At 64.1% G+C, this 19,966-nt stretch carries 22 protein-coding genes, 2 tRNA genes and 1 pseudogene; 10 read left to right on the top strand and 15 right to left on the bottom strand.

The features are described 5' to 3' along the window. Nucleotides 1-293 precede the first annotated feature (293 nt). Together J8I29_RS01295 and J8I29_RS01300 are read left to right on the top strand one after the other, a co-directional pair. Nucleotides 294-1,328 (top strand): GH25 family lysozyme, encoded by a 1,035-nt coding sequence (locus J8I29_RS01295; protein WP_105861386.1) that lies wholly within the window; start codon nt 294-296, stop codon nt 1,326-1,328. An 83-nt stretch (nt 1,329-1,411) separates the two neighbouring features. Then, nucleotides 1,412-2,257, top strand: coding sequence for an alpha/beta hydrolase (locus J8I29_RS01300; protein WP_209430343.1), 846 nt, complete (start codon nt 1,412-1,414; stop codon nt 2,255-2,257). Between the two features lie 80 nt (nt 2,258-2,337). Here J8I29_RS01300 and J8I29_RS01305 read toward each other — a convergent pair. The 3 genes and pseudogenes from J8I29_RS01305 to J8I29_RS01315 all read right to left on the bottom strand — a co-directional run. Next, a pseudogene (locus J8I29_RS01305) lies at nt 2,338-2,538 on the bottom strand (hypothetical protein); the annotation flags it as partial. Between the two features lie 52 nt (nt 2,539-2,590). After that, nucleotides 2,591-2,749, bottom strand: a complete 159-nt coding sequence (locus J8I29_RS01310) for a hypothetical protein (protein ID WP_209430345.1) — start codon at nt 2,747-2,749, stop codon at nt 2,591-2,593. Nucleotides 2,750-2,811: 62 nt separating this feature from the next. Beyond that, nucleotides 2,812-3,336, bottom strand: a complete 525-nt coding sequence (locus J8I29_RS01315) for a DinB family protein (RefSeq protein WP_209430346.1) — start codon at nt 3,334-3,336, stop codon at nt 2,812-2,814. 91 nt (nt 3,337-3,427) lie between these two features. Between J8I29_RS01315 and J8I29_RS01320 the strand changes: the two genes are divergently transcribed. After that, a complete protein-coding gene (locus J8I29_RS01320; protein WP_245196533.1) occupies nt 3,428-4,330 on the top strand; it encodes a LysR substrate-binding domain-containing protein in 903 nt (300 codons plus the stop codon). A gap of 231 nt (nt 4,331-4,561) precedes the next feature. Here the strand turns inward: J8I29_RS01320 and J8I29_RS01325 are convergent, their stop codons facing one another. From J8I29_RS01325 to J8I29_RS01335, 3 genes are all read right to left on the bottom strand, one after another. Continuing rightward, nucleotides 4,562-5,209 carry a glutathione S-transferase gene (locus J8I29_RS01325; protein WP_209430347.1) on the bottom strand — a complete coding sequence of 216 codons (648 nt, stop codon included), beginning with the start codon at nt 5,207-5,209 and terminating at the stop codon, nt 4,562-4,564. Between the two features lie 95 nt (nt 5,210-5,304). Continuing rightward, nucleotides 5,305-6,600, bottom strand: a complete 1,296-nt coding sequence (murA, locus tag J8I29_RS01330; protein WP_105861391.1) for a UDP-N-acetylglucosamine 1-carboxyvinyltransferase — start codon at nt 6,598-6,600, stop codon at nt 5,305-5,307. A 158-nt stretch (nt 6,601-6,758) separates the two neighbouring features. Next, nucleotides 6,759-6,920, bottom strand: a complete 162-nt coding sequence (locus J8I29_RS01335) for a hypothetical protein (protein ID WP_181161114.1) — start codon at nt 6,918-6,920, stop codon at nt 6,759-6,761. A 100-nt stretch (nt 6,921-7,020) separates the two neighbouring features. Here J8I29_RS01335 and J8I29_RS01340 point away from each other — a divergent pair. Beyond that, nucleotides 7,021-7,095, top strand: a tRNA-Thr gene (locus J8I29_RS01340). Between the two features lie 231 nt (nt 7,096-7,326). Here the strand turns inward: J8I29_RS01340 and J8I29_RS01345 are convergent. Beyond that, a complete protein-coding gene (locus J8I29_RS01345) occupies nt 7,327-7,542 on the bottom strand; it encodes a hypothetical protein (protein WP_105861392.1) in 216 nt (71 codons plus the stop codon). A 224-nt stretch (nt 7,543-7,766) separates the two neighbouring features. Beyond that, nucleotides 7,767-8,015 carry a hypothetical protein gene (locus tag J8I29_RS01350; RefSeq protein ID WP_209430348.1) on the bottom strand — a complete coding sequence of 83 codons (249 nt, stop codon included), beginning with the start codon at nt 8,013-8,015 and terminating at the stop codon, nt 7,767-7,769. 215 nt (nt 8,016-8,230) lie between these two features. Between J8I29_RS01350 and J8I29_RS01355 the strand changes: the two genes are divergently transcribed. Further along, complete coding sequence (locus J8I29_RS01355) at nt 8,231-9,664, top strand: C69 family dipeptidase (protein ID WP_209430349.1); 1,434 nt, start codon at nt 8,231-8,233, stop codon at nt 9,662-9,664. On the opposite strand, the gene J8I29_RS01360 is transcribed toward J8I29_RS01355, so the two are convergent. Next, nucleotides 9,621-10,952: a hypothetical protein gene (locus tag J8I29_RS01360; RefSeq protein WP_209430350.1), complete on the bottom strand. Its 1,332-nt coding sequence runs from the start codon at nt 10,950-10,952 to the stop codon at nt 9,621-9,623. The genes J8I29_RS01355 and J8I29_RS01360 overlap by 44 nt on opposite strands. A 255-nt stretch (nt 10,953-11,207) precedes the next feature. Between J8I29_RS01360 and gndA the strand changes: the two genes are divergently transcribed. After that, nucleotides 11,208-12,632 (top strand): NADP-dependent phosphogluconate dehydrogenase, encoded by a 1,425-nt coding sequence (gene gndA / locus J8I29_RS01365; RefSeq protein ID WP_209430351.1) that lies wholly within the window; start codon nt 11,208-11,210, stop codon nt 12,630-12,632. 216 nt (nt 12,633-12,848) lie between these two features. Here the strand turns inward: gndA and J8I29_RS01370 are convergent, their stop codons facing one another. From J8I29_RS01370 to J8I29_RS01380, 3 genes are all read right to left on the bottom strand, one after another. Then, nucleotides 12,849-13,064: a hypothetical protein gene (locus tag J8I29_RS01370; RefSeq protein WP_105861397.1), complete on the bottom strand. Its 216-nt coding sequence runs from the start codon at nt 13,062-13,064 to the stop codon at nt 12,849-12,851. Between the two features lie 247 nt (nt 13,065-13,311). Beyond that, complete coding sequence (locus J8I29_RS01375; protein WP_209430352.1) at nt 13,312-13,755, bottom strand: hypothetical protein; 444 nt, start codon at nt 13,753-13,755, stop codon at nt 13,312-13,314. Next, a complete protein-coding gene (locus tag J8I29_RS01380; protein WP_105861399.1) occupies nt 13,752-14,051 on the bottom strand; it encodes a transcriptional regulator in 300 nt (99 codons plus the stop codon). Before J8I29_RS01380 ends, J8I29_RS01375 begins: the two co-directional genes overlap by 4 nt. 293 nt (nt 14,052-14,344) lie before the next feature. Here J8I29_RS01380 and J8I29_RS01385 point away from each other — a divergent pair, with 293 nt between their 5' ends. The 4 genes from J8I29_RS01385 (at nt 14,345) to J8I29_RS01400 (ending at nt 17,863) form a co-directional block, all read left to right on the top strand. Next, complete coding sequence (locus tag J8I29_RS01385) at nt 14,345-15,457, top strand: mandelate racemase/muconate lactonizing enzyme family protein (RefSeq protein ID WP_209430353.1); 1,113 nt, start codon at nt 14,345-14,347, stop codon at nt 15,455-15,457. Between the two features lie 17 nt (nt 15,458-15,474). Then, nucleotides 15,475-16,344 carry a substrate-binding domain-containing protein gene (locus tag J8I29_RS01390; RefSeq protein WP_209430354.1) on the top strand — a complete coding sequence of 290 codons (870 nt, stop codon included), beginning with the start codon at nt 15,475-15,477 and terminating at the stop codon, nt 16,342-16,344. 83 nt (nt 16,345-16,427) lie between these two features. Next, nucleotides 16,428-17,420, top strand: a complete 993-nt coding sequence (locus J8I29_RS01395) for a GntR family transcriptional regulator (protein ID WP_209430355.1) — start codon at nt 16,428-16,430, stop codon at nt 17,418-17,420. Nucleotides 17,421-17,653: 233 nt separating this feature from the next. Beyond that, the gene (locus tag J8I29_RS01400; protein WP_105861403.1) at nt 17,654-17,863 is read left to right on the top strand and encodes a cold-shock protein; all 210 of its coding nucleotides are present in this window, start codon (nt 17,654-17,656) and stop codon (nt 17,861-17,863) included. A gap of 412 nt (nt 17,864-18,275) precedes the next feature. On the opposite strand, the gene J8I29_RS01405 is transcribed toward J8I29_RS01400, so the two are convergent. The 3 genes from J8I29_RS01405 to J8I29_RS01415 form a co-directional block, all read right to left on the bottom strand. After that, nucleotides 18,276-18,352: transfer RNA gene (locus J8I29_RS01405), tRNA-His, on the bottom strand. A gap of 124 nt (nt 18,353-18,476) precedes the next feature. Continuing rightward, nucleotides 18,477-18,926 carry a phasin gene (locus tag J8I29_RS01410; RefSeq protein ID WP_105861404.1) on the bottom strand — a complete coding sequence of 150 codons (450 nt, stop codon included), beginning with the start codon at nt 18,924-18,926 and terminating at the stop codon, nt 18,477-18,479. Nucleotides 18,927-19,577: 651 nt separating this feature from the next. Then, complete coding sequence (locus tag J8I29_RS01415; RefSeq protein ID WP_209430356.1) at nt 19,578-19,958, bottom strand: phasin; 381 nt, start codon at nt 19,956-19,958, stop codon at nt 19,578-19,580. Between the last annotated feature and the right edge of the window lie 8 nt (nt 19,959-19,966).

Genomic DNA, 19,966 nt, shown 5'->3' on the forward strand with positions numbered 1-19,966 from the left:
GCATTCGGCACCAGGCTTTTCATCGTTACGAACGGCGGCGTCGCGGGTGGCTGGCGGCGCTTGCGACGACGGCATTGACCGGGATGGGGCGACCAGCCGAAACGAGCTGCGGCGGTAACCATGATTGCTAGCCGAAAACTTACCATATTCCGGGAATGGCGCGCCTTGTGGCCCGAAATCAACGGCTCTGCCTTTTGATTCAATCTTTGTTGGCGATTTACGCACAAACGTTTGGTTACGGCTTCCGGGGGGACTGGGGCCGATCGTTCCGGCGTTTGTTGACGTGAGTATCCATGCGCGTACTGGGCCTGCCAGCCATTCTCGTCGCCTGTCTCGCCCTCGCGAGCTGCAGTGCCATCAGCGGCGATCCTGACCGGCCCATCCGGCCGCCGGAGACCACGGGCTCGGTCGCTTCCTCCATTCCGGCGCCGCCGGAGCCGGAACCGATCCAGCAGCCCCTTCCCGAAAGCGTGCCGCCGGACACGGTGGCCATGGCGCAACCGCCGATTTCCAGGCCGCCGCTGCGGCCTGTTGCGCTTCCCGTCGAGCCAGCGGCAGCGACCATGACCGCGCCGGTGATCAGGCAGAGCCTGCGCGAGCGCATCTATGGCCGCCGCTTCCGGGATGCCAAGCCGATCAATTTCGGGAAGGCCTCGCCCCGCGCCTTCGCGGTCCACGGTGTCGACGTCTCGCGCTGGCAGGGCGACATCGACTGGCAGACGCTTCGCCAGCAAGGCGCCAACTTCGCCTTCATCAAGGCGACCGATGGCGGAGACCATCTCGATCCCCTCTTCAAGCGCAATTGGCGGGCTTCGCATGAGGCAGGCCTCAAGCGCGGCGCCTACCATTTCTTCTACTGGTGCCGCAGCGGCGCCGAGCAGGCACGCTGGTTCATCCGCAACGTACCGCGTGTCGACGGGGCACTGCCGCCGGTGCTCGACGTCGAATGGAATGCGGACTCCGCCTGCAAGCGGCGGCCATCGCCGACCGAGATCCGTGAGAAGATGCGCGTCTTCCTCACCATGGTGGAGCAGCATTACGGCCAGCGGCCGATCATCTACACGGCGCCGGGCTTCTACCACGACAATCTCGAAGGCGCCTTCCTCGATTATCCCTTCTGGCTGCGCTCCGTCGCCCAGCACCCCTCCAAGGTGTTCGAGGGCCGGAAATGGATCTTCTGGCAATATTCCGGATCGGGTCTTTCGCACGGCGTCAGCGAGAAGATCGATCTCAACGTCTTCAACGGCAGTGCCGAGGCCTGGTATCGCTGGGTCGACCAGAATACGGGCGGAGGAGGCGCAGGCTCCGACCGGTATGCTTCCCGATAGAACACTATTTTAATGCGCTTTGACGTCGGTGCCCAAATGACGGATCGTCGGCTCGATCGGATTTCGAGTCGACGGATCCTCCAATGCGCATCATTCTTGCCGCCTTTTCCGCCTGCCTCCTGTTTCTCGCCCCGCTCGGGGCGGTCCGGGCGGCCGAGCGCTGGGAGACGCTGCCGCCGACGCCGCCCCCGGTGGCCAAGGGCGGTTTTGCCGACATCAACGGCATCAAGCTCTATTACGCCACCCTCGGCAAGGGAGCGCCGGTCGTGCTGCTGCATGGCGGGCTCGGCAATTCGGACTATTGGGGCCTGCAGGCCAAGGTCCTGGCACGCCGCCACAGGGTGATCCTCGTCGACAGCCGCGGCCATGGCCGCTCGAGCCGGGACGGCAAGCCCTTTGGCTATGACCTGATGGCCGATGACGTCGTCGCCCTGCTCGACAAGCTCAAGATCCGACAAGCCGATATCGTCGGCTGGAGCGACGGCGCCATTCTCGGCATCGATCTGGCCATCCGCCATCCCGACCGTGTCGGCAAGATCTTCGCCTTCGCGGCCAACACCTTGACTTCCGGCGTCAAGGAGGGGGTCGACAAGAATCCCACCTTCGCCGCCTATATCGAACGGGCCGGCAAGGAATACGCCAAGCTGTCGCCGACCCCGAAGGGGTATGAGGCCTTCGTCGGGCAGATCAGCCAGATGTGGGCGACCCAGCCGAGCTGGACCGACGTGCAGCTCAAGGCGATCAAGTCACCGGTCCTGGTGGTCGATGGCGATCATGACGAGGCGATCAAGCGCGAGCATACCGAATATATCGCCGCCACCATTCCCGGCGCCGGCCTTCTGATCCTGCCCAATGCCAGCCACTTCGCCTTCCTGCAGGACCCGGCCCTGTTCAACGCGGCTCTGCTGGCCTTCCTCGACGGGAAGTGAGCGCAGGCCCGGACGTTTCCTGACCGCCGGCATCCTGCCGGCTCTCGACCGCTGGGCGAACCGCCCTTATCGGTCCGCACCTACGGCATGAATGGTGCCGTTTCCTGGAGGCCAGCAGGATGCTGACGGTCCCAGGGACGCAGTCTCAGGCCTCGCTCGATCTGGGTGCCGCAGGCCGCAAGCTTGCGCTCCAAGCTCTCGAAGCCGCGATCGAGGCGATAGACGCCGTTGACGATGGCACCGCCCTGGACCGCCAGGCCGGCGATCACCGGCGGCACCGAGCCAATGCCGCACGCCGGGCTTGTCCGGACATGACCGGTTGACGGGGGGATGTCATTCAACCGCCGTCCACCATGCCCTGAGACGTTGCAACAGCCGACGAACGATGCCTGGCGCTGCCGCCCCGCCGGTCTCGATGATGAAGCCATTGCGGCGTGGGGCATGGCACCAATGCCGGCCCCAGGGATCGTCCTGATAGTCGGTGCTGGACATCCGTCGAACTCCCAAAACGGTTGTCTGACGGAGTATAGGCTTTGCTTGCTGACCGCGGCTTGTCAGCAGTCGATGTCGCCCCGCCATGCCCGGCGTTCCGGCTCCGAGCGATGCAGGTAGCCGGCGAAGACGTCGACCGAGGCGGCTGGCGCGACCTCAGGCAGGAGACGGCCGATCTCGCCGCGGTGATAGCCGCCATGCGTGATGACATGGGCCAGCATTTCCTCACGCGACATCCGGCCCGGCTGCCCGTCCGTGAACCGGAAGCGGATGGGTACCTGCAAGTCATCCGCCGACAGGCCGGCGACGTAATCGATATAGGCTCTGTCCGTCTGCCGAATGTCCGCGGACAGGTCTGTCAGGGGCGGCAGTTCGTCCGGTTCGTTGTCGTCATAGGCATGGCTGTACCCCTGAAGATGCGCCATGAAGATGCGATCGACGATGTGAGCATGATTGAGAAGGCGCAGCGCCGTGTCGAAATTGGAGGCCGGCCCGGCTTGGACGAGGTCAACCATCGCCTCGAGCAACAGCCCGTCGGCCCAGGCCTTGTAGCGATACAGCGACGTCAGAAGGGACTGCGCGCCCATGCGCTTTTTCCTCTTGCTCGGCTGCCCCAGACTTGCATTGCCCATGCATTCGCGCAAATTCGAAATCGGCCTTCAAGGATAAGCAGATGTTATGAAGTCTCCCATCAATCTGAGACAGGTGCAGGCCTTCAGGGCCGTGATGCGCACCGGCCAAATGACACTGGCGGCCGACCTGATGGCGGTGACGCAGCCGGCCATCAGCCGCCTGATCGCCGATCTGGAGCGAGCGACCGGCCTGGATCTGTTCGAGCGCAAAGGCAATCAGATCAGACCGACCCGTGCCGCGACCGAGCTGATGGAGGAGGTGGAGCGGGCTTTTGTCGGCCTGGACAGGATCGTCTCGCGCGCCAGGGAGATCGGGCGGCATTCGGCCGGAACCTTGCGGATTGCGGCCATGCCGGCCCTGGGCAACGGCCTGCTGCCGCGCTTCCTGGCTCGTTTCCTGCGCGACAAGCCGGGTCTGAACGTGTCCCTGGATACACTGCCCTCCGCCATGGTGATCGAGGCGGTGGCTGTCGGACGGGCCGATCTCGGCTATGCGGATGAGCCGCTCGACAGGAGCGGTTTCATCATCGAGGCCTATCCTGCCGCCGCACTCGCCGCGCTTCCGCAGAGCCATCCTCTGGCCCGCAAAACCGTTATCGAACCTGGCGATCTAGCCGGCGAACGCGTCATCAACCTGGATCCCGGCACCCTGTTTTCGATGCGGGTGGAACTGGCGCTTGCCGGCGTACCACGCCTTGCCGCGCTTGAAACGAGGCTCTCCTACACGGCCCTTACCCTGGTGGCCGAAGGTGCGGGCATCGCCCTGGTCGATCCGGCTTCGGCGAGCGAGTTCGCGGGCCGGGACATCGCCTTTCGCCCCTTCGGCGTTTTTATCGATGCCGGTTTCCAGATGATCCGCTCGGCGAACCGGGTCCGCCTCGACGTGGCGGAGCGCTTCGCCATGGAATTCGACGCCTATCTGAAGGAACGCCTCGGCAAGGCGCTTTGATATCGCCTGGCAAAAGGATCGATCTCTCGTGCGACGGCCCTGTCATCCCGGCCGTGTCGCAGACCCGAGAAGGGGATTCGGGGCTACAAGTCGCGCCCCACGGCCCCAGTCACAAGCAAGGCTTGTGACGGTACCCCACTCTCTCGCTGTACTCGCGAGCGGCTCGGCCAGGGATGACCGGTGAGGGATGTCGGCCCTTTATAACTTGCGGAATGGGAGGAGACCCACCTCTCAAAAGGCGAGCCGGCCACGCAGGTCGTCGAACGGAATCATGACATGGTCGCGATAGGGCGCCCGTGCCTCGAGGCGCTCATACCAAGCCCGCACATACGGAATTTCAGGGCGGGAGATATCAAGATTGAAATAGCGATAGAGCGTGGTCCCGACGGCAATGTCGGCCAGGCTGAGATCATCACCCAGCATATGGCGCCTGCCCTCCAGCCAGTGGTCGAGCAGCCGGAAATAAGCGCTGCAGTCTTCGATGCCCCGACGGATGCGGGGCCAGTCCCTTTGGGTTTCCGGTGTGCGATAGAAGCCCCAGAACACGTCCGTGAGGAAGGCCGGTTGCAAGGCTGTCTGCGACCAGTCCATCCAGCGCTCGAATAGGGAGCGCTCGCCCGCATCGTCAGGCCAGAAACCTGCAGTTCCGAAGCGAGCTGCGAGGTAGCGCAGGATCGTGTGCGATTCCCATACGATAGTGCCGGCGTCGTCGATGACTGGCACCCGGCCATGCGGGTTCAGCGCCAGGAATTCGGGTCGATCCAGGCCGCCGAAATCGCCGCCTGCGGGAATATGCTCATGGACGATGCCGAGTTCGCCCACTAGCCACATCACCTTCTGGACGTTGAAGGAGTTGCGGCGTCCCCAGATCTTCAGCATGCCTGCCCGTCCGTAATGTCAAAGGGGCGCGAACCGGCGTGGTTGCGCCCCGATTGAAAGACCGTAAAAGCGGCGCCGCCGCCAGGCGGAAGGCCTCAGCCCTCGCCGGAGATCCGCTCGATCTGGGCGCCGCAGGCCGCGAGCTTGCGCTCCAGGCTCTCGAAGCCGCGATCGAGATGGTAGACGCGGTTGACGACGGTATCGCCCTGGGCCGCCAGGCCGGCGATCACCAGCGACACCGAGGCGCGCAGATCCGTCGCCATCACCGGGGCGCCCTTGAGGGTGGAGACGCCCTCGACGATCGCCGTCTGGCCGTCAAGATGGATATGGGCACCGAGGCGGGCCAACTCCTGCACATGCATGAAGCGGTTCTCGAAGATCGTCTCGGTGATGCGCGACTTGCCCTTGGCCTTGGTCATCAGGCCCATCAGCTGGGCCTGCAGGTCGGTCGGAAAACCGGGGAAGGGCTCGGTCGTCACGGCCACCGGATCGATGCCATGGCCGTTGCGGCGCACGCGGATGCCCTCATTGGTGGCGGCGATCTCGGCACCGGCCTCGCGCAGCACATCGAGCGCGTTCTCGAACAGCTCGGGCTGAGCGCCTTCGAGCATGACGTCGCCGCCGGCCATCGCTACGCACATGGCATAGGTGCCGGCCTCGATGCGGTCGGAGATCACGCGGTGATGCGCGCCCTGCAGGCGGGAGACGCCCGATATCTCGATGGTCGAGGTGCCGGCGCCCTTGATCTTGGCGCCCATCTTGATCAGGCAGTCGGCGACATCGACGATCTCGGGCTCGCGCGCCGCATTATGGATGACGGTGGTGCCTTCGGCGAGCGTCGCCGCCATCAGCGCGACATGGGTCCCGCCCACGGTGACCTTGGGGAAATCGATCTCGGCGCCCTTCAGGCCGTTCTTCGCCTCGGCGACGGCATAGCCGTTTTCGATTTCGATCTTTGCGCCGAGCCGCTCCATCGCCATCAAGAGGAAGTCGACCGGACGCGTGCCGATGGCGCAGCCGCCGGGCAGGGAGACGCGGGCATGGCCCATGCGGGCGAGCAGCGGACCGAGCACCCAGAAGCTGGCGCGCATGCGCGAGACGAGCTCATAGGGCGCGGTGGTGTCGACGATGGAGCGGGCATCGAGGCGCACCGTCTGGCCGGTGAGTTCCAGCTCGCCCGGGCGCTTGCCGGCAATGGTGACGTCGAGGCCGTGATTGCCGAGGATGCGGGCCAGCAGGGCGACGTCGGCCAGACGCGGCACATTGGTGAGGGTGAGCACGTCTTCGGAGAGCAGGCTCGCGATCATCAGCGGCAGGGCAGCGTTCTTGGCGCCGGAAATCGGAATGACGCCGTGGAGCGGCGCGCCGCCGGTGATCTTGATTCGATCCATGGTCGATCCTTCGGAATGGCTTCGGCCTCGCCTGCGACTGGGCGTCGGCGGCCGGGAGGCAAGCAGTCGAGCAACGTAAGGGATAAGGTTAACCGGTTTGAGTAAACGAAGCGCAAAGGCCGGACAAGGGCGAAGCCGGGGCAGAATCGCGGCGGCGGCTATTCGCTGTCATCCTGTGGCATTTTCGCATCGGCATCGGCGGTTTCCCGGCCTTCGCTCGACAGTGCGTCACGCCCGCGCGTCTGGCTCTTGCGCCGGCCGAGATTGGCACGCAGGGCCTTGGCAAGGCGCTCGGCCCGCTTTTCGGCTTCGGTTTTCACGGGTGTTTTCATCAAATGACGACTTTATGCAGCAACCGGCTTGCGCCGGAGCCTCCCTTGTGGCACTAGAGCGCCGCGTCGGGCAAGTGCCTCGGCAGAAGCTGCAGTAGCTCAGTGGTAGAGCACTCCCTTGGTAAGGGAGAGGTCGAGAGTTCAATCCTCTCTTGCAGCACCATCTCGATCCCCGAAATATTTGGTCGTCCCGGTGTTTTGCGCCGTGCCGTTGCGCCGGTAGTCCTCGATGGCTCTGCGAAATCGGCAGGACGGTGCTGCCTCCGGGAGCCCTCGAGGCAAGCGGATTCGCGAGGAACCGTCGTGGGGGGCGAAACCGCTGGACAAAATGAAACGGGCCGGATGTCCGGCCCGCAAAAGCATCGTCCCTGGCTTGATGAACGCCGATATACCCTCAAATCTCCGGGCGAACCAATTTCTTGGCCGGCGGACGCAGATCATAGATCGCTTCCAGCTCTGCCAGCACATCCGGCAAGGACTTGGCCCCGGCTGCGAGAGAAGGAGCTTCCTCGGTCACGTCGCCATTGCGGATATGCTCCTGCCATTGAGCTTCGCTCATCTGGCCGGAAAGATAGCAGGCGCGAAGGAGATTGGCTTGTTCGCTGGTCATCGCCGTCGATTGCTGAAAGGGAAAGGACATCGCCATGATAGAACGAGGCGTCGCGCGGCCAAGTCAGCAATTAGGGGTTGGCCTGCCACGAAAGGACTAGACTGAAGGGAGTAAGCCTCGTCCGGGGCCATGTTGAGGCCATATCAAGGAAAGTCTGTGATACCGAATGCGATGGCGGCGAGGGGGAGGGCTGTCCCCGAAGGGGGCGAGCCCGAATTTTCCGCTCAGGCGAGCGCCGCAGGACGTATGGCGATGCCAGGCAGATGCGCCTCGATCTTTTCCGGCGTCGTTGAAGTTGTCGGCGTGATTGACGTTGCGTTAAGTTTCCGCTCATTCAAGACGAACCAGCGGTGAGCAATTAAAATTACGAGAGCTACAATAAGATCGAGGACGATCATGCTGAGCATGGTCGAATTAAAAAAATAACTGAACCAGTCGCTGGAAATCTGAGCGTTTTGCGAAATATCTGTCATTCCCTGGTTGAACTCCAGTTCACCTGCAGCGCCCCGCCGCCCAGTAGCCTTACGCTAGGGATGATTAGGTTGCACAAAGGTTAACGCATGTCTCGTTATTCCGCCGTGACCGAGCGCACAATCCGCGCGGCACGATGCCGCGCCATGGGCGACGCCGCGGCGGCCTACCTTGTCGGCGCCCGTGATGGGCCTGAACGTCAGAGCGGAGACGAGCGGTGAGCTACGGACTTTATATCGGCCGGAACCATACGGCGGACGGCGTCGCCTATCTCGCCGGCTATGGCGACGAACCCTCGAGCCACTGGCTCGAGCTCCGGCCGCGCTGCCGGCATGAGGCCGACGCGCGCATCCCGGTCGGCGTGACGCCGCAGGCCGATCTGCCCGGGCGGATGAGCGAGATTCCGCAGGTGCCCGAAACAGCGCGGCATCTGCGTGTCAGCTACAGCTATTATAAGGGCGTGCCGGCGCCGCTCACCAATGGCGGCCTCAACGAGCATGGCGTCGCGGTGCGCGACATCTGGTCGTCCTCGCGTGCCGAACTGGTGGCGATGACGCCGGCGGACCAGACTGGCCCCAATTATAGCGATCTTGCCTGCCTCGTGCTGGAGCGGGCGCGTAGCGCCCGCCAGGGGGTCGAGATCATCGCCGACCTGATCGCCCGCCATGGCTATGCCGACTATGGCGGCAATTCGCACCTGATCGCCGACGCCGGGGAGGCCTGGGTGGTGATCGAGTTCTCGGGCGGCCAGGGCCTGTGGGTGGCGGAGCGGCTCGGACCTGATGCCATTCGCGCCTCCCGGCCGGGCTATGTCGGGCTGGTGCCGGTCGAGGATCCCGCACGGACGGACTTCCTCTATCCCCCTCATTTCGTCTCTTTCGCGCAGGAACAAGGCTGGCATCGGCCCGGCACGCCTTTCGATGCCAATGCCGTCTATGGCGACGCCAAGGGCCGCTGGGCCGGCGTGCAGTGGATCGAGGCGGAAATGGCGGCGCGCGCGGCCCGGCCGGAGAAGATCGGCCTTGCGGACGTCTTCTGGGCGGTGCGCACGGAGCGGCTGACGGGCGACACCGCCGGCTATGGCCAGGTGGTGCCCTTGCTGGGCGCGGTTCCCGATGCCCTGCGCCTGATCTGGCATACCCCGGTCGGGGCGGTGGCGGCGCCCTTCGTGCCGGTGTTCCTGGGCAGCGCGGCCGTGCCGGAGGAATATCGCCAGCACCGTTATCTCAGCGATGGGGAGGCCTCGCGCTTCCTCGATAGCCGCCATGCCGAGAACGGGCGCCCGCAGACGCTGTCGGCGGTGCCGCAGGGCATCGAATCGACCCGTTCGGCGAGCTTCGCCGGCAAGCGGCTGCTCAACCTGCTCTTCCAGAACCATGAGGCCTTCCTCGCCGAAGCGCTGGCGCTGTGGCAGGCGATCGAGGCGAGGTTGGCAGTGGAGCAGGCGAGAATCACGCGCAGCGCCGCGGTCCTGATCGAGGCCGGCGAGCCGGATCTCGCCGCGCATCTGCTTACCTATTTCACCGACACGGAGCTGCAGCGCGCCCTCGATGCGATGGAGCAGCTGGCGCAGGCCCTGGAGGTCAGGACCCGCTACCTCTTCGGCTTCAGGACGGAACCCGTCCCGCGTGCTCCGGCGCAACTGTGGTGACGGGACCGGCGCGCCCCAGCATCGCTGCCATCCCCGCAAGACTCAGCACCAGGGCGATGGGGATCAGGCGGAAGGTGAAGGAGGCGTGCTGGATGGTGTGGTTGGCCTTCACCTCCAGCACCAGCAGCGGCAGAAGTGTCAGCGCCAGGACGGCAAGCGCGCCCGTCGCCCGTCCACGCCGCAGCGCCAGCGAAAGCAGTGCAAGCCATGCCAGCAGGCAGGCTGCGATCGGCCACCAGCCCAGAGGCATGCTGGCGCTTTCCAGGATCAGTTCGTAGAGGCTTTGCAGGGGCCGATAGACCCCGCCGCCGCCTGCGAACCAGCGGGCGAAATCCTGGCTCGGCACCGAGGTCTGTTCCCCGAAAATCCGGCCGGCGGCGACCACCAGGCCCCATTTCGCCGCCCACATGGCGAAATAGCCGGCGATGACGGTGCCCTGCAGAAGGATCGCCTGCACCAGGCTGGCGCCGAGCGGGCGCCGCTCCGCCAGCGCGGCACGCAGCAGAAAGGACCAGCCGATCACATAGGCCAGCAGGTCGGGATTGTAGAGAAAATCGAAGAAATTATAGATCGCCCCCATGGCGAAAGCCCACGGCGCGAAGCCAAGCAGTTCCATCGGCCCCCGCTTGCGCAGTGACACCGCCCAGCACAACAGCAGGACGGAAAGCGAGACCATGTGGGTCGGCGTGAGGCCTGATAGCGGCAGATCCGTCATCGCCAGGCCCAGGGCCGTCGTGGCGAGGAGCGTGGCGATCCGCGCCCGGCTCGCCGTGCCGCGGAGGACGGGGGGCAGGAACGGCGCCAGCACCAGAAAGGCACACAGGATGAGAAAGCCGCCGCCCCAGAGCTGCAGGCTGTGATAGGAGAAGAACGACAGGAAGGGCTCGGTAACGAGGCGATAGCCGTGCCAGTAGCGCGAATAGGCATAATGCGGCTGCTCGGTACCGGCGAGTTGGTCGCGCAGGCTGTCGCAGATTGATTTCGGCGGCTGCCACAGCAGGGCCGGGGACTGCAGCGTGAAGGTAATCGGGTTGACCGCGATCGGCGCGATCGCCGTCGACAGGCCGACGCATTCGCTGAAATGGCTGAGCCGGTGCCGGCCGATGCGCTCAAAGGTTTCGTGGTCGCCGAAGGACTGGTCGGCGAAGGCCTGCCGGACGGCACCCTTAATGGCTTCGGGCCGGCGCAGGCCGTCGGCCAGCCCCAGCGAGAGGCAGGCCAGCAAGATGACGACGGCGAGGGCGGCGAGCGCCTGCGCGACGGTTTTGGCGATGGCGGTCAGATCCACGCGGTGGGCCCCGAGTTCCGCTAGCAAGGCGTCGGAACTGGCGGCAAATGCCGCATTTTGTCAATTCATTCGAGGTGAAGCGCGAACAAGTGGCACGGCCTGCCGGTTTGCTGGAAACAGTTTACGGTTCGATTGCCCAAACATTGGGCGCTCCCATAGATCGGGAGGCCTGTACATCCAGGGACAAAGGCGGCATAGCGCAGGGAAAGGATCGATGCGCCCGGGGCTTGCCGGGCAAACAGGGAGAAGCCGAAAGTGGCACAGGCAGATATCGCAGTCATCGGCATGGCGGTCATGGGGCGCAACCTCGCCATGAACATTGCCGAGAAGGGATTCAAGGTCGCCGTCTACAACCGTTCCTCGGCCCGCACCGACGAGGCCTTGGCCGAAGCGGGCGATCTCGCCGGCAACATGATCCCCTGCCATTCCATCGAGGAGCTGGTCGCCGCCCTCAAGCCGCCGCGGGCGCTGCTGCTGATGGTGAAGGCGGGCGTCGCCGTCGACGAGACCATCGCCCAGCTCAAGCCGCATCTGGCCAAGGGCGACATCATCATCGATGCCGGCAATGCCAATTACCGCGACAGCGTCGCCCATGACCAGGCCCTGTCGGCCGAAGGCTTCGAGTTTCTCGGCGTCGGCGTCTCCGGCGGTGAAGAGGGCGCCCGCCACGGCCCATCGATCATGGTTGGTGGCAGCAAGGTTGCCTGGGAGCGCGTCCAGCCCGTGCTGACGGCGATCGCCGCGCGTTATCAGGGCGAATCCTGCTGCGCCTATATGGGTCCGGCCGGTGCCGGCCACTTCGTCAAGACGCTGCATAACGGCATCGAATATGCCGACATGCAGATGATCGCCGAAGCCTATGGCCTGATGCGGGCCGGGCTCGGCATGACGCCATCTGCCATTGCCGACGTGTTCGAGGGCTGGACCAAGGGGCCGCTCGCCTCCTACCTCACCGAGATCACCGTGCAGGCCCTGCGCACGACCGATCCCGCTACCGGCAAGCCGCTGGTCGACATCATTCTCGACAGCGCCGGCCAAAAGGGCACGGGCCGCTGGTCGGCCATCGAGGCGCTGGATCTCGGCGTGCCGGCGAGCGCCATTGCGGCGGCCGTCGAGGCGCGCGGCCTGTCCGGCATGCGCAGCCTGCGCCAGGCCGTGAACGGCGCCCTCGGCGATGCCGAGCGGGCTGCGATCGGCACGGCGACGCCCGAGATCATCGCCGAGATCGAGAAGACCCTGCTCACCGGCAAGATCCTGGCCTATGCCCAGGGCTTCGACGTGTTGGCCGCCGGTTCCAAGCAGTTCGGCTGGAACCTGCCGCTCGCCGAGATCGCCAAGATCTGGCGTGCCGGCTGCATCATCCGCTCGCGCATGCTCGACAGCATGTCGCGCGCCTATTCGGCGACGCCGGCACCCGAATCGCTGATCCTCGATCCGGATTTCGCCGGCGAGCTCAAGGCGAGCCTGCCGGCCGCCCGCAAGATCCTCGGCCTTGCCGTCGCCAACGGCCATCCGGTCCCGGCGCTGACCTCGGCCCTCAATTATCTGCAGCAATTGCGCGCCAGCCGGGCCACCGTGGATCTGGTCCAGGCCCAGCGCGACATTTTCGGGGCCCATGGCTTCGAGCGCGTCGACCAGCCCGGCGCGCATCACGGCCCGTGGCATACCGGCGCCGAATGATCTTGAGTAAAGTGCGGTTCAGCAGAATCGTACTTTACTCCAATTCTGTATGTTAACGCGTTTTCCTGGCCGACGTGCCTGCCCGCTCTTCCGGAAAATGCTCATGAAAAAGAGGGCTTGGTCCAAGGCGGTTCGCTTGAGGGTCTTCGAGCTTGCACGACCTTAAGCGAACCGAATGAGACCATGCCCCCTTCAATATCGGCAGCGACGCCTTCGTCAGAAGCGATTGGGAACGCAGCGCCGGCCGGACGGGGTCGGATGCGTGCCGCGCGGGCAGATCGGGCGGCGATAGGCTGGGCCGGGCCGCTGGAAGCGGTCGGCGCGGCGGAACTCGCAGCGCCCGAAGCGGTTGCGCTCCATGCCCGGACCGCAGCGGAAGGCAATTTCGTTGACGACCAGCGAACCCTTCGTCATCGGCGCGGAGGCAGGCATGGCCTGCGCGGCTCCCGATGCTGCAGCAATAAACCCGAGAGCAGCAGCAATCTTTACAATTCTTAACATAGTATCGGTCTCCATTAGGGAATATTAATAGCCGCCCAGCCAATGTAACGTAAGGGAAAGTTACATCATCGGGTATATGGAGACGGGCGAAAGGTGTCAACGCATACCGATTGATCGGGCGTGACTGCGCACACGCGCCGGCATGCGTGGTAAATTTTTGGTTTTCGCCAGCGCGCGCCTATTTGTTCGGGCTGGCCATCTTTTTGAACACGCTGTCTATGGCGTTCATCAGCAGCATGTCGGGCTGGTGCTGACAGACGCCTTTCACCGCCAGGATGATGCCATTGCCGTCGGTACGGCTGCCGACCCAATGATTGTCGTTGCGGCTGTTGAGCCCAGTCCACCAGCCGAGAATCCAGCTATTGCCCTCGCCTTCGAGGCGCGTGGTGGAGAGCCAATATTTGCACGGCATCGTGCCGACCCCGAGCGCCATATAGTCGTAAGCCTTGGCCGGCGTGCCGATGAAAGCCGCCGCTGCCGCAAGGCAGAGCGCCCCGGCAAGGCCCGTTCGAAAGCCTTTTTGGGACGTTCTGCGAAGGCTCGCTCCCAAACAGATCTCGCCGGCTCGTGCCGGCGGCTCGGTCGGGTGAACTCTGCCGGGGGCCAGATCGAACTTCCTCACCCTTCATTCCCGTCGCTGACATGGTCGAACTGCGCGCCTCGCAGCAGGCGATGGCGTGCCAGCCGGACGCCGACGCCGCGGCCATGCTCCGAAATGAACTCCACCCCGCCGGTCTCCAGCGCCCGGCGGATGGCGGCGGCGTTTGCGCTGGTGATCTGCGGCACATCGTCAAAGGCATCGGCTCGCCGGATCGTCGCCACGCCGAGGCTGGAGGCATCCGCCAGCTTCTGGGCAGTCCAGCGCAGCAGGGCACGGCCGGCCCGGATCTGCGCACCGGTAATCGGGGTAGCATGCATGACGTCAGTCCCCTCTCTTATCGGATGATCGGATAGCGATCAGGACTATACGCCGCCGGCTGTTGGGACGAAACCGGTTGCTAGGCCCGCGCGCCAACAAATCCGCCGATTCCCACGGTACCGCTTCAGCGATGCGTCTATAATGCATATTCCATGCACTATGCTTGACTTTGCTGGAGCGGGCCGCTCTGATGGCTCGGGAAGAGAGCCGAAATATAGTCTCCTTCCCGGCGGTATCCGTACGGCCGGGTGGTGGAATATGCGAATGCCTCGGCGAAATGGAGGAAGCCCGCATGGCCAGGATCGAACGCGTCGAATTGTCGATGGTGGTGCTCGAACCCAAGGTGAAGCGGGTCGATGCCATCCAGTCCTTCGTGGCACAGGAGACGCCGATCGTTCGCGTCTTCGACAGCGATGGGGCGATCGGCATCGGCTATAGCTATACGATCGGCACGGGCGGGCATTCGGTCCTGGAGCTCCTGGCGCGCACCTTCGCGCCGGCCCTGATCGGACGCGAGGCCGCCATGGTGGAGCAGATCTGGCGCGATCTGCTCTTCCTCAGCCATGCCACCTCCGTGGGGGCCATCACTTCGCTCGCGCTTGCCGCAGTCGATACGGCGTTGTGGGACCTGCGCTGCCGCAAGGCCGGTCTGCCCCTCCATGTCATGGCCGGGGGCGCCCAGGACAAGGTCCGCCTCTACACCACCGAGGGTGGCTGGCTGCAGCTCGATCAGGCGGCCATCGTCGCCGATGCCCTCAAGGCCCAGGCGGATGGTTTCGGCGGCTGCAAGATCAAGGTCGGCCGGCCGGTGCGCGAAGACGTGGGCCGCCTTATCGCCGTGCGCGAAGCCGTCGGCGACGGTTTCGAGATCTTCACCGATGCCAACCAGGCTTTCGCGGTGGATGAGGCGATCCGGCGCGCCCATCATTATCGCGAGGCGGATATCGGCTGGTTCGAGGAGCCTCTGCCGGCCGACGATGTCGACGGCCATGTGCGCCTGGCGGCTTCCACCTCGATCCCGATCGCGGTGGGAGAGAGCATCTACAGCCCGTCGCATTTCCGCGACTATCTGCAGCGGCGCGCCTGTTCGGTCGTGCAGGTCGATGTGGCCCGCATCGGCGGCATCACGCCCTGGCTCAAGGTGGCGCATATGGCGGAGAGCTTCAATGTCGCCGTCTGCCCGCATTTCCTGATGGAGTTGCATGTCGGCCTGTGCTGCGCCGTGCCGAATGCGCGCTGGGTGGAATATATTCCCCAGCTCGACGGCGTGACGGGCCGGACCATGCGCATCGAGGGCGGCTATGCCCTGCCATCGCAGGAGCCGGGCCTGGGGATCGACTGGGATGAACAGGCCCTTGCGGCCTTGCAGGCGGAGGGCTCGGCGAGGCGGATCACGGCTCGCTGATCGGGGGGAGAACTGTCATGGCAAGGCGGCTGAAGCTTCAATTCGTCGCCGTGACCTGCGACGAGGATTTCTTCCGTCCGGTCCGCAAGGGCATGGCGGATGCCGCTGCGCTGATGGATGTCGAAGCGGTGTTCACGGGAACGAAGGGGGTGGACGCCGCAGAGATGGCCGCGCTCGCACGCCAGGGCATGGCCGATGGCGTCGACGGGCTGGCATTGGTTGCGTTTGACGCCACCGCCTTCGCGCCATTGGTGGCCGAAGCCCATGCCAGGGGCGTTCCGGTGGTGGCTTTCAACATCGATCAGGGCAAGGGCAGTGCCGGTACGCTCAGCGGTATCGCGCAGGATTTCGGCGCGGCCGGCCGGGCCCTCGGCCGGCGCGCGGCAGCGTCCATCGCGCCCGGCAGCCGCGTGCTGCTCACCCTTCACGATGCCGGCATCTCCGCGCTGGAGGAGCGCCGCGACGGCATCAAGGCTGCCCTGGAGGGACATGACATCGTGTGGATCGAGACGGTGACAGGCCATCAAATCAAGGAGGCCGCCCGACGCATCCTGGCGGTCCTGGCCGAAGAGCCTGGCATTTCGGCGATACTCGCCACGGGGCAGGCCGATACAGAGGGAGCCGGGTTGGCGGCGGAGCAGGCGGGCCGCATGCTCTATGCCGCCGGCTTCGATCTGTCGCCCGGCATATTGCGCCTTGTCGAAACAGGACACCTTGCCTTCACCATCGACCAGCAACCCTATGCCCAGGGCTTCTACCCGGTGATTCAGCTCGTGCTCAATCTGCGGTATGGCTTGATGCCGGCGAGTCTCGACGCTGGAGCGGCGATCGTAGACCGTGCCAATGCCCGCCGAATTCGGGCCCTGTCGGAAGCGGGTTATCGTTGAGATCGTGAGGCCAGGAAGAGTATTCTGAGCCGCGCCGCGGGTAAGATCAGGAAACGCTGCCTGCGGGCGAGGAGAGGGGCGGCATGGGCATCCCGGCGACAAGACGGCGATTGAACGAGATCGTCGCCGAAACGCTGGCCTCCCATATCCGCTCGGGAGCCTTGCCGGCCGGCTTCGTCATTCGGGAAAAGGCGGTCACCGATCTTTTCGGGGTTGGCCGCATGCCGGCCGTGGTCGCCCTGGCCCGTCTGGAGGCCGAACGTCTGGTCCATCGCCGGCCGGCGCTGCGAGGGGTGGTCGTGGGGCTCAGCCGAACGGTGCCGGCAAGGCCGGGCGATCTTGCCGGCCATGTCGCCCTGCCGGAGGGGCTTGGGCGCGAACTCAGACAGCGCAATTGGCGCAGCCTGATCTATCCCGCTTTGGAGCGCCAGGTGGCGTCGTGCCTGCTGTTCGGGCGCTTCCAGATTCGTACCCCGGCCCTGGCCGAGCATTTCGGCGTCAGCCGGACCATCGCCCATGAGCTGCTGCTGAGGCTCGAACGCGTCGGCCTGGTGCGCCAGGAAGTCAATGCGCGCTGGTATGCCGGCCCGCTGACGCCGGCTCGAATCGACGAGCTTTACGAAATGCGCATCCTGTTGGAGCCTGCGGCTCTGCGCCAGGCCGTCGGGCGGCTCGAACCCTCGATCATTGAGGAGAGGCTCGAGCGGGTGTCGCAGGCACACACGGCCGAGGCGCGGGCGGATGCTTCCCTGCTGCACCGGCTCGAAACCGATCTGCACCAGGATGTCGTGCTGCGCTGTGCCAATGAGGAGTTGCGCGCCACGCTTTACCGCTGCCAATTGCCGCTGATTTCCGTCCATCTGTCCTTCGGCAGCTATGGCGAGCGCACCGACATTCCTCACATGATCGGCATGCACAAAGCCGTGCTCGAGCATCTTGCCGGGGGACGGGTGGAAGCGGCCGCGTCTGCCCTCGAAAGCCATTTGCGGCACTCGCGCGAGGACAATCCGGCGCGCCTTGCGGATCTGCCTGCACTCGCTCCGTCGCAGCTGGATCCCTATCTCGACCCGATTTGACCCTGAAACCGCTCAAATCGACCTAAAATCAATGTCAAATATGACGGGCGCGGCCACGCTTGCATTTCTGCGCCGATGCCAGCATAAAAGCCCATCGATCTCGGCCGGACGTTTTGGCTGTGTGGTCTCCTGACCACGCTTGCTGATGACCTTCCTACCAATTTCGACCCATGGAGCTTCGTGCCGCCGGTCGGTTGCAGGAAGTTCGATCGTGCCCATAGGAAAGGTTCGTCATGAGCACAGGTACTGTCAAGTGGTTCAACTCCCAGAAGGGTTATGGCTTCATTCAGCCGGATGATGGCTCGAAGGACGTCTTCGTTCACATCAGCGCGGTGGAGCGCGCCGGCCTGCGTGATCTGCAGGAAGGCCAGAAGGTCACCTATGAGCTGACCGAGGACCGCCGTTCCGGCAAGCTGGCGGCTGACCGCCTGCAGGCTTCCTAAGCCCTGCCCCCGCGTCGCAGGACGCGCCTGAATTCGAGTTAGGACGGGTTGATGCCCGTTCGACGCCTCCGGCAGCACCGGGGGCGTTTTTGTTTGCATGGATGCGGCTGGATCGATTCGAGTCCGCGGCGGTCGGCTATTCGACGATCCAGGGATATCAAGCTTGGGTTTTTCGCCGACCCGCCGGCAGGAGCGTCTGGGGAAAGCTGACTGGCCGCCAAGACATTGGCAGGCGCGAGAAGGCAGGGGGGCCGATGCCGTATTTCTTGCACCGCCCCGATGTCGCCGCGATTTATAGGCTCAAGAGGCGAGAAGACACTCTCTGCGCGACCAAGCCGGCAGTGCCTCGGCGAACGGGGTTTTTAGAGTGCGAAATGGATATCGGTACCATCGCGGCATCAAGGCTTTGCGATGGTACAGTTGGGTGGACTCGAACCACCGACCTTCGGAGCCACAATCCGACGCTCTAACCAACTGAGCTACAACTGCATCTGGGCATGCGTTTAGCGGGATCGTTCCGCTATTTCAAGTGTGCAGGCAGGGGATTTTTCGTCCAACCAAAGAAAAAGGCCCGGACAAGTCCGGGCCTCGAAACGTCAGCGGACCTGAAAAATCAGGCAACGCTCTTGAAGGTCTTCTCGACCTGAGCCTTGACCGGAGCGATCGTCTCGTTGGCGACCTTCTGGGCGAGCTCGCCGAATTCCTTGGCCTGGGCCGAGACGGCTTCAGCCTGCTTGCGCAGGAAGGCGGTGTTGAGCTCGATCACATCGGAGAAGGTCTTCACGCCGAACAGGGCGATGGCATGATCGAAGGAAGCGTTGGTGTTGGTGCGAGCGGACTCCAGGACCTTCAGGCCGAGGGTCGAAACGCCCTTGGAAGCAGTGCTGTAGGCGCCTTCGAAAGCGCTGGAGGCTTCCTCGGTAGCAACCTTGATCTTGGCATAGGTGTCCTTGGCCTGGGCGGCGCCCTTCTCGGCGAAGTCACGGACGGAAGCAGGAATTTCAAGTTTGGAGAGATTTTCGAAGGCCAGTTCAGTTTCAGTCTTGTTCTTGGCGGCAACCATAGAACGCTCCTTGGGAGTAAGGGTGAAATTGGACTTAACGAAACGTCTGGAGGAGCCTTCGGCACGACATGCTGCAACGAGGGGCAACCTCACCTGCCACAATCTATATCAAATGCCCTTGTGCGATGCAATAACTCTGTTGCAGTGCACAATCGTCAGATAAAAGCATAAATTTTGGGCGATTCATGCCCAAAGTTATGCCTTTCGGTGAATTTTGGCGGCCAGCCGAAGCACAGGCAATTGACGCAATATCGACCGATATTGCGTTGCAATAGCCCTTTTGTGGCAATTTCCGGCCGAATTGACGCTCTTTCGCTCCGAGGAGGGAAGGGGGCATTACGCAAGGGAAAGTAAAAGCCGCCGTCCGTACGAAGAGACATGCGTCATTCGCAGGACAGGACTGTCTTTTTGCGATGACCGCAAGAATAGTTCAGTTATGTTGAATTATTGTCGTGTAAATCCTGAGCAATATTTTACCTCGCGCCGAGCGGATTTTCCACCGAAGGCCCGGCTCGGGGCCTTTTCGTGAGGTCTTGCAGTCATCTCGGCCACCCGGCCGGCTGGCAAGCCGGTTCCGTGGAGTCGAGGAGGCCGCAGCCTTGCCAGGCTGCCTGGCGGCAATCCGGGCAAGGCCGATTCGCCGAGGCCTGTCTATTTCTTCGGCTTGGTGACGTCAGTGGCCAGCTTGCTCGCCGTGGCGCCGATATCCTTGGCCTGCTCGCCGAAGGCCTGGAGCTGGGCCTTGATGAAATCGCTCTGCAATTGCAGCACTTGCTGGGGGTCCTTCGCCTTGACCAGGCTCGAGGCGAAATCCAGGGCGGCCGCAACGTTCTGCTCGGCATAGGTCAAGGCCTTGCGGCCGATATCCTTGCCGCCGGATTGAATGGCATCGCTCGTGCCTTCGAGGGTGCCGGCTGCCTTGTAGGCCGCGCCCATGAAACCATCGAACGCCTTCTTGGCCTGATCGACGCTCTTTTCCGCCAGGTCGCGCATCTCGGACGGAATTTCGAAGTTCGGCGGCTTGGTTGTCATTGGCGTCT

The sequence above is a fragment of the Labrys sp. LIt4 genome (assembly GCF_017813775.1).
Taxonomy (GTDB): domain Bacteria; phylum Pseudomonadota; class Alphaproteobacteria; order Rhizobiales; family Labraceae; genus Labrys; species Labrys okinawensis_A.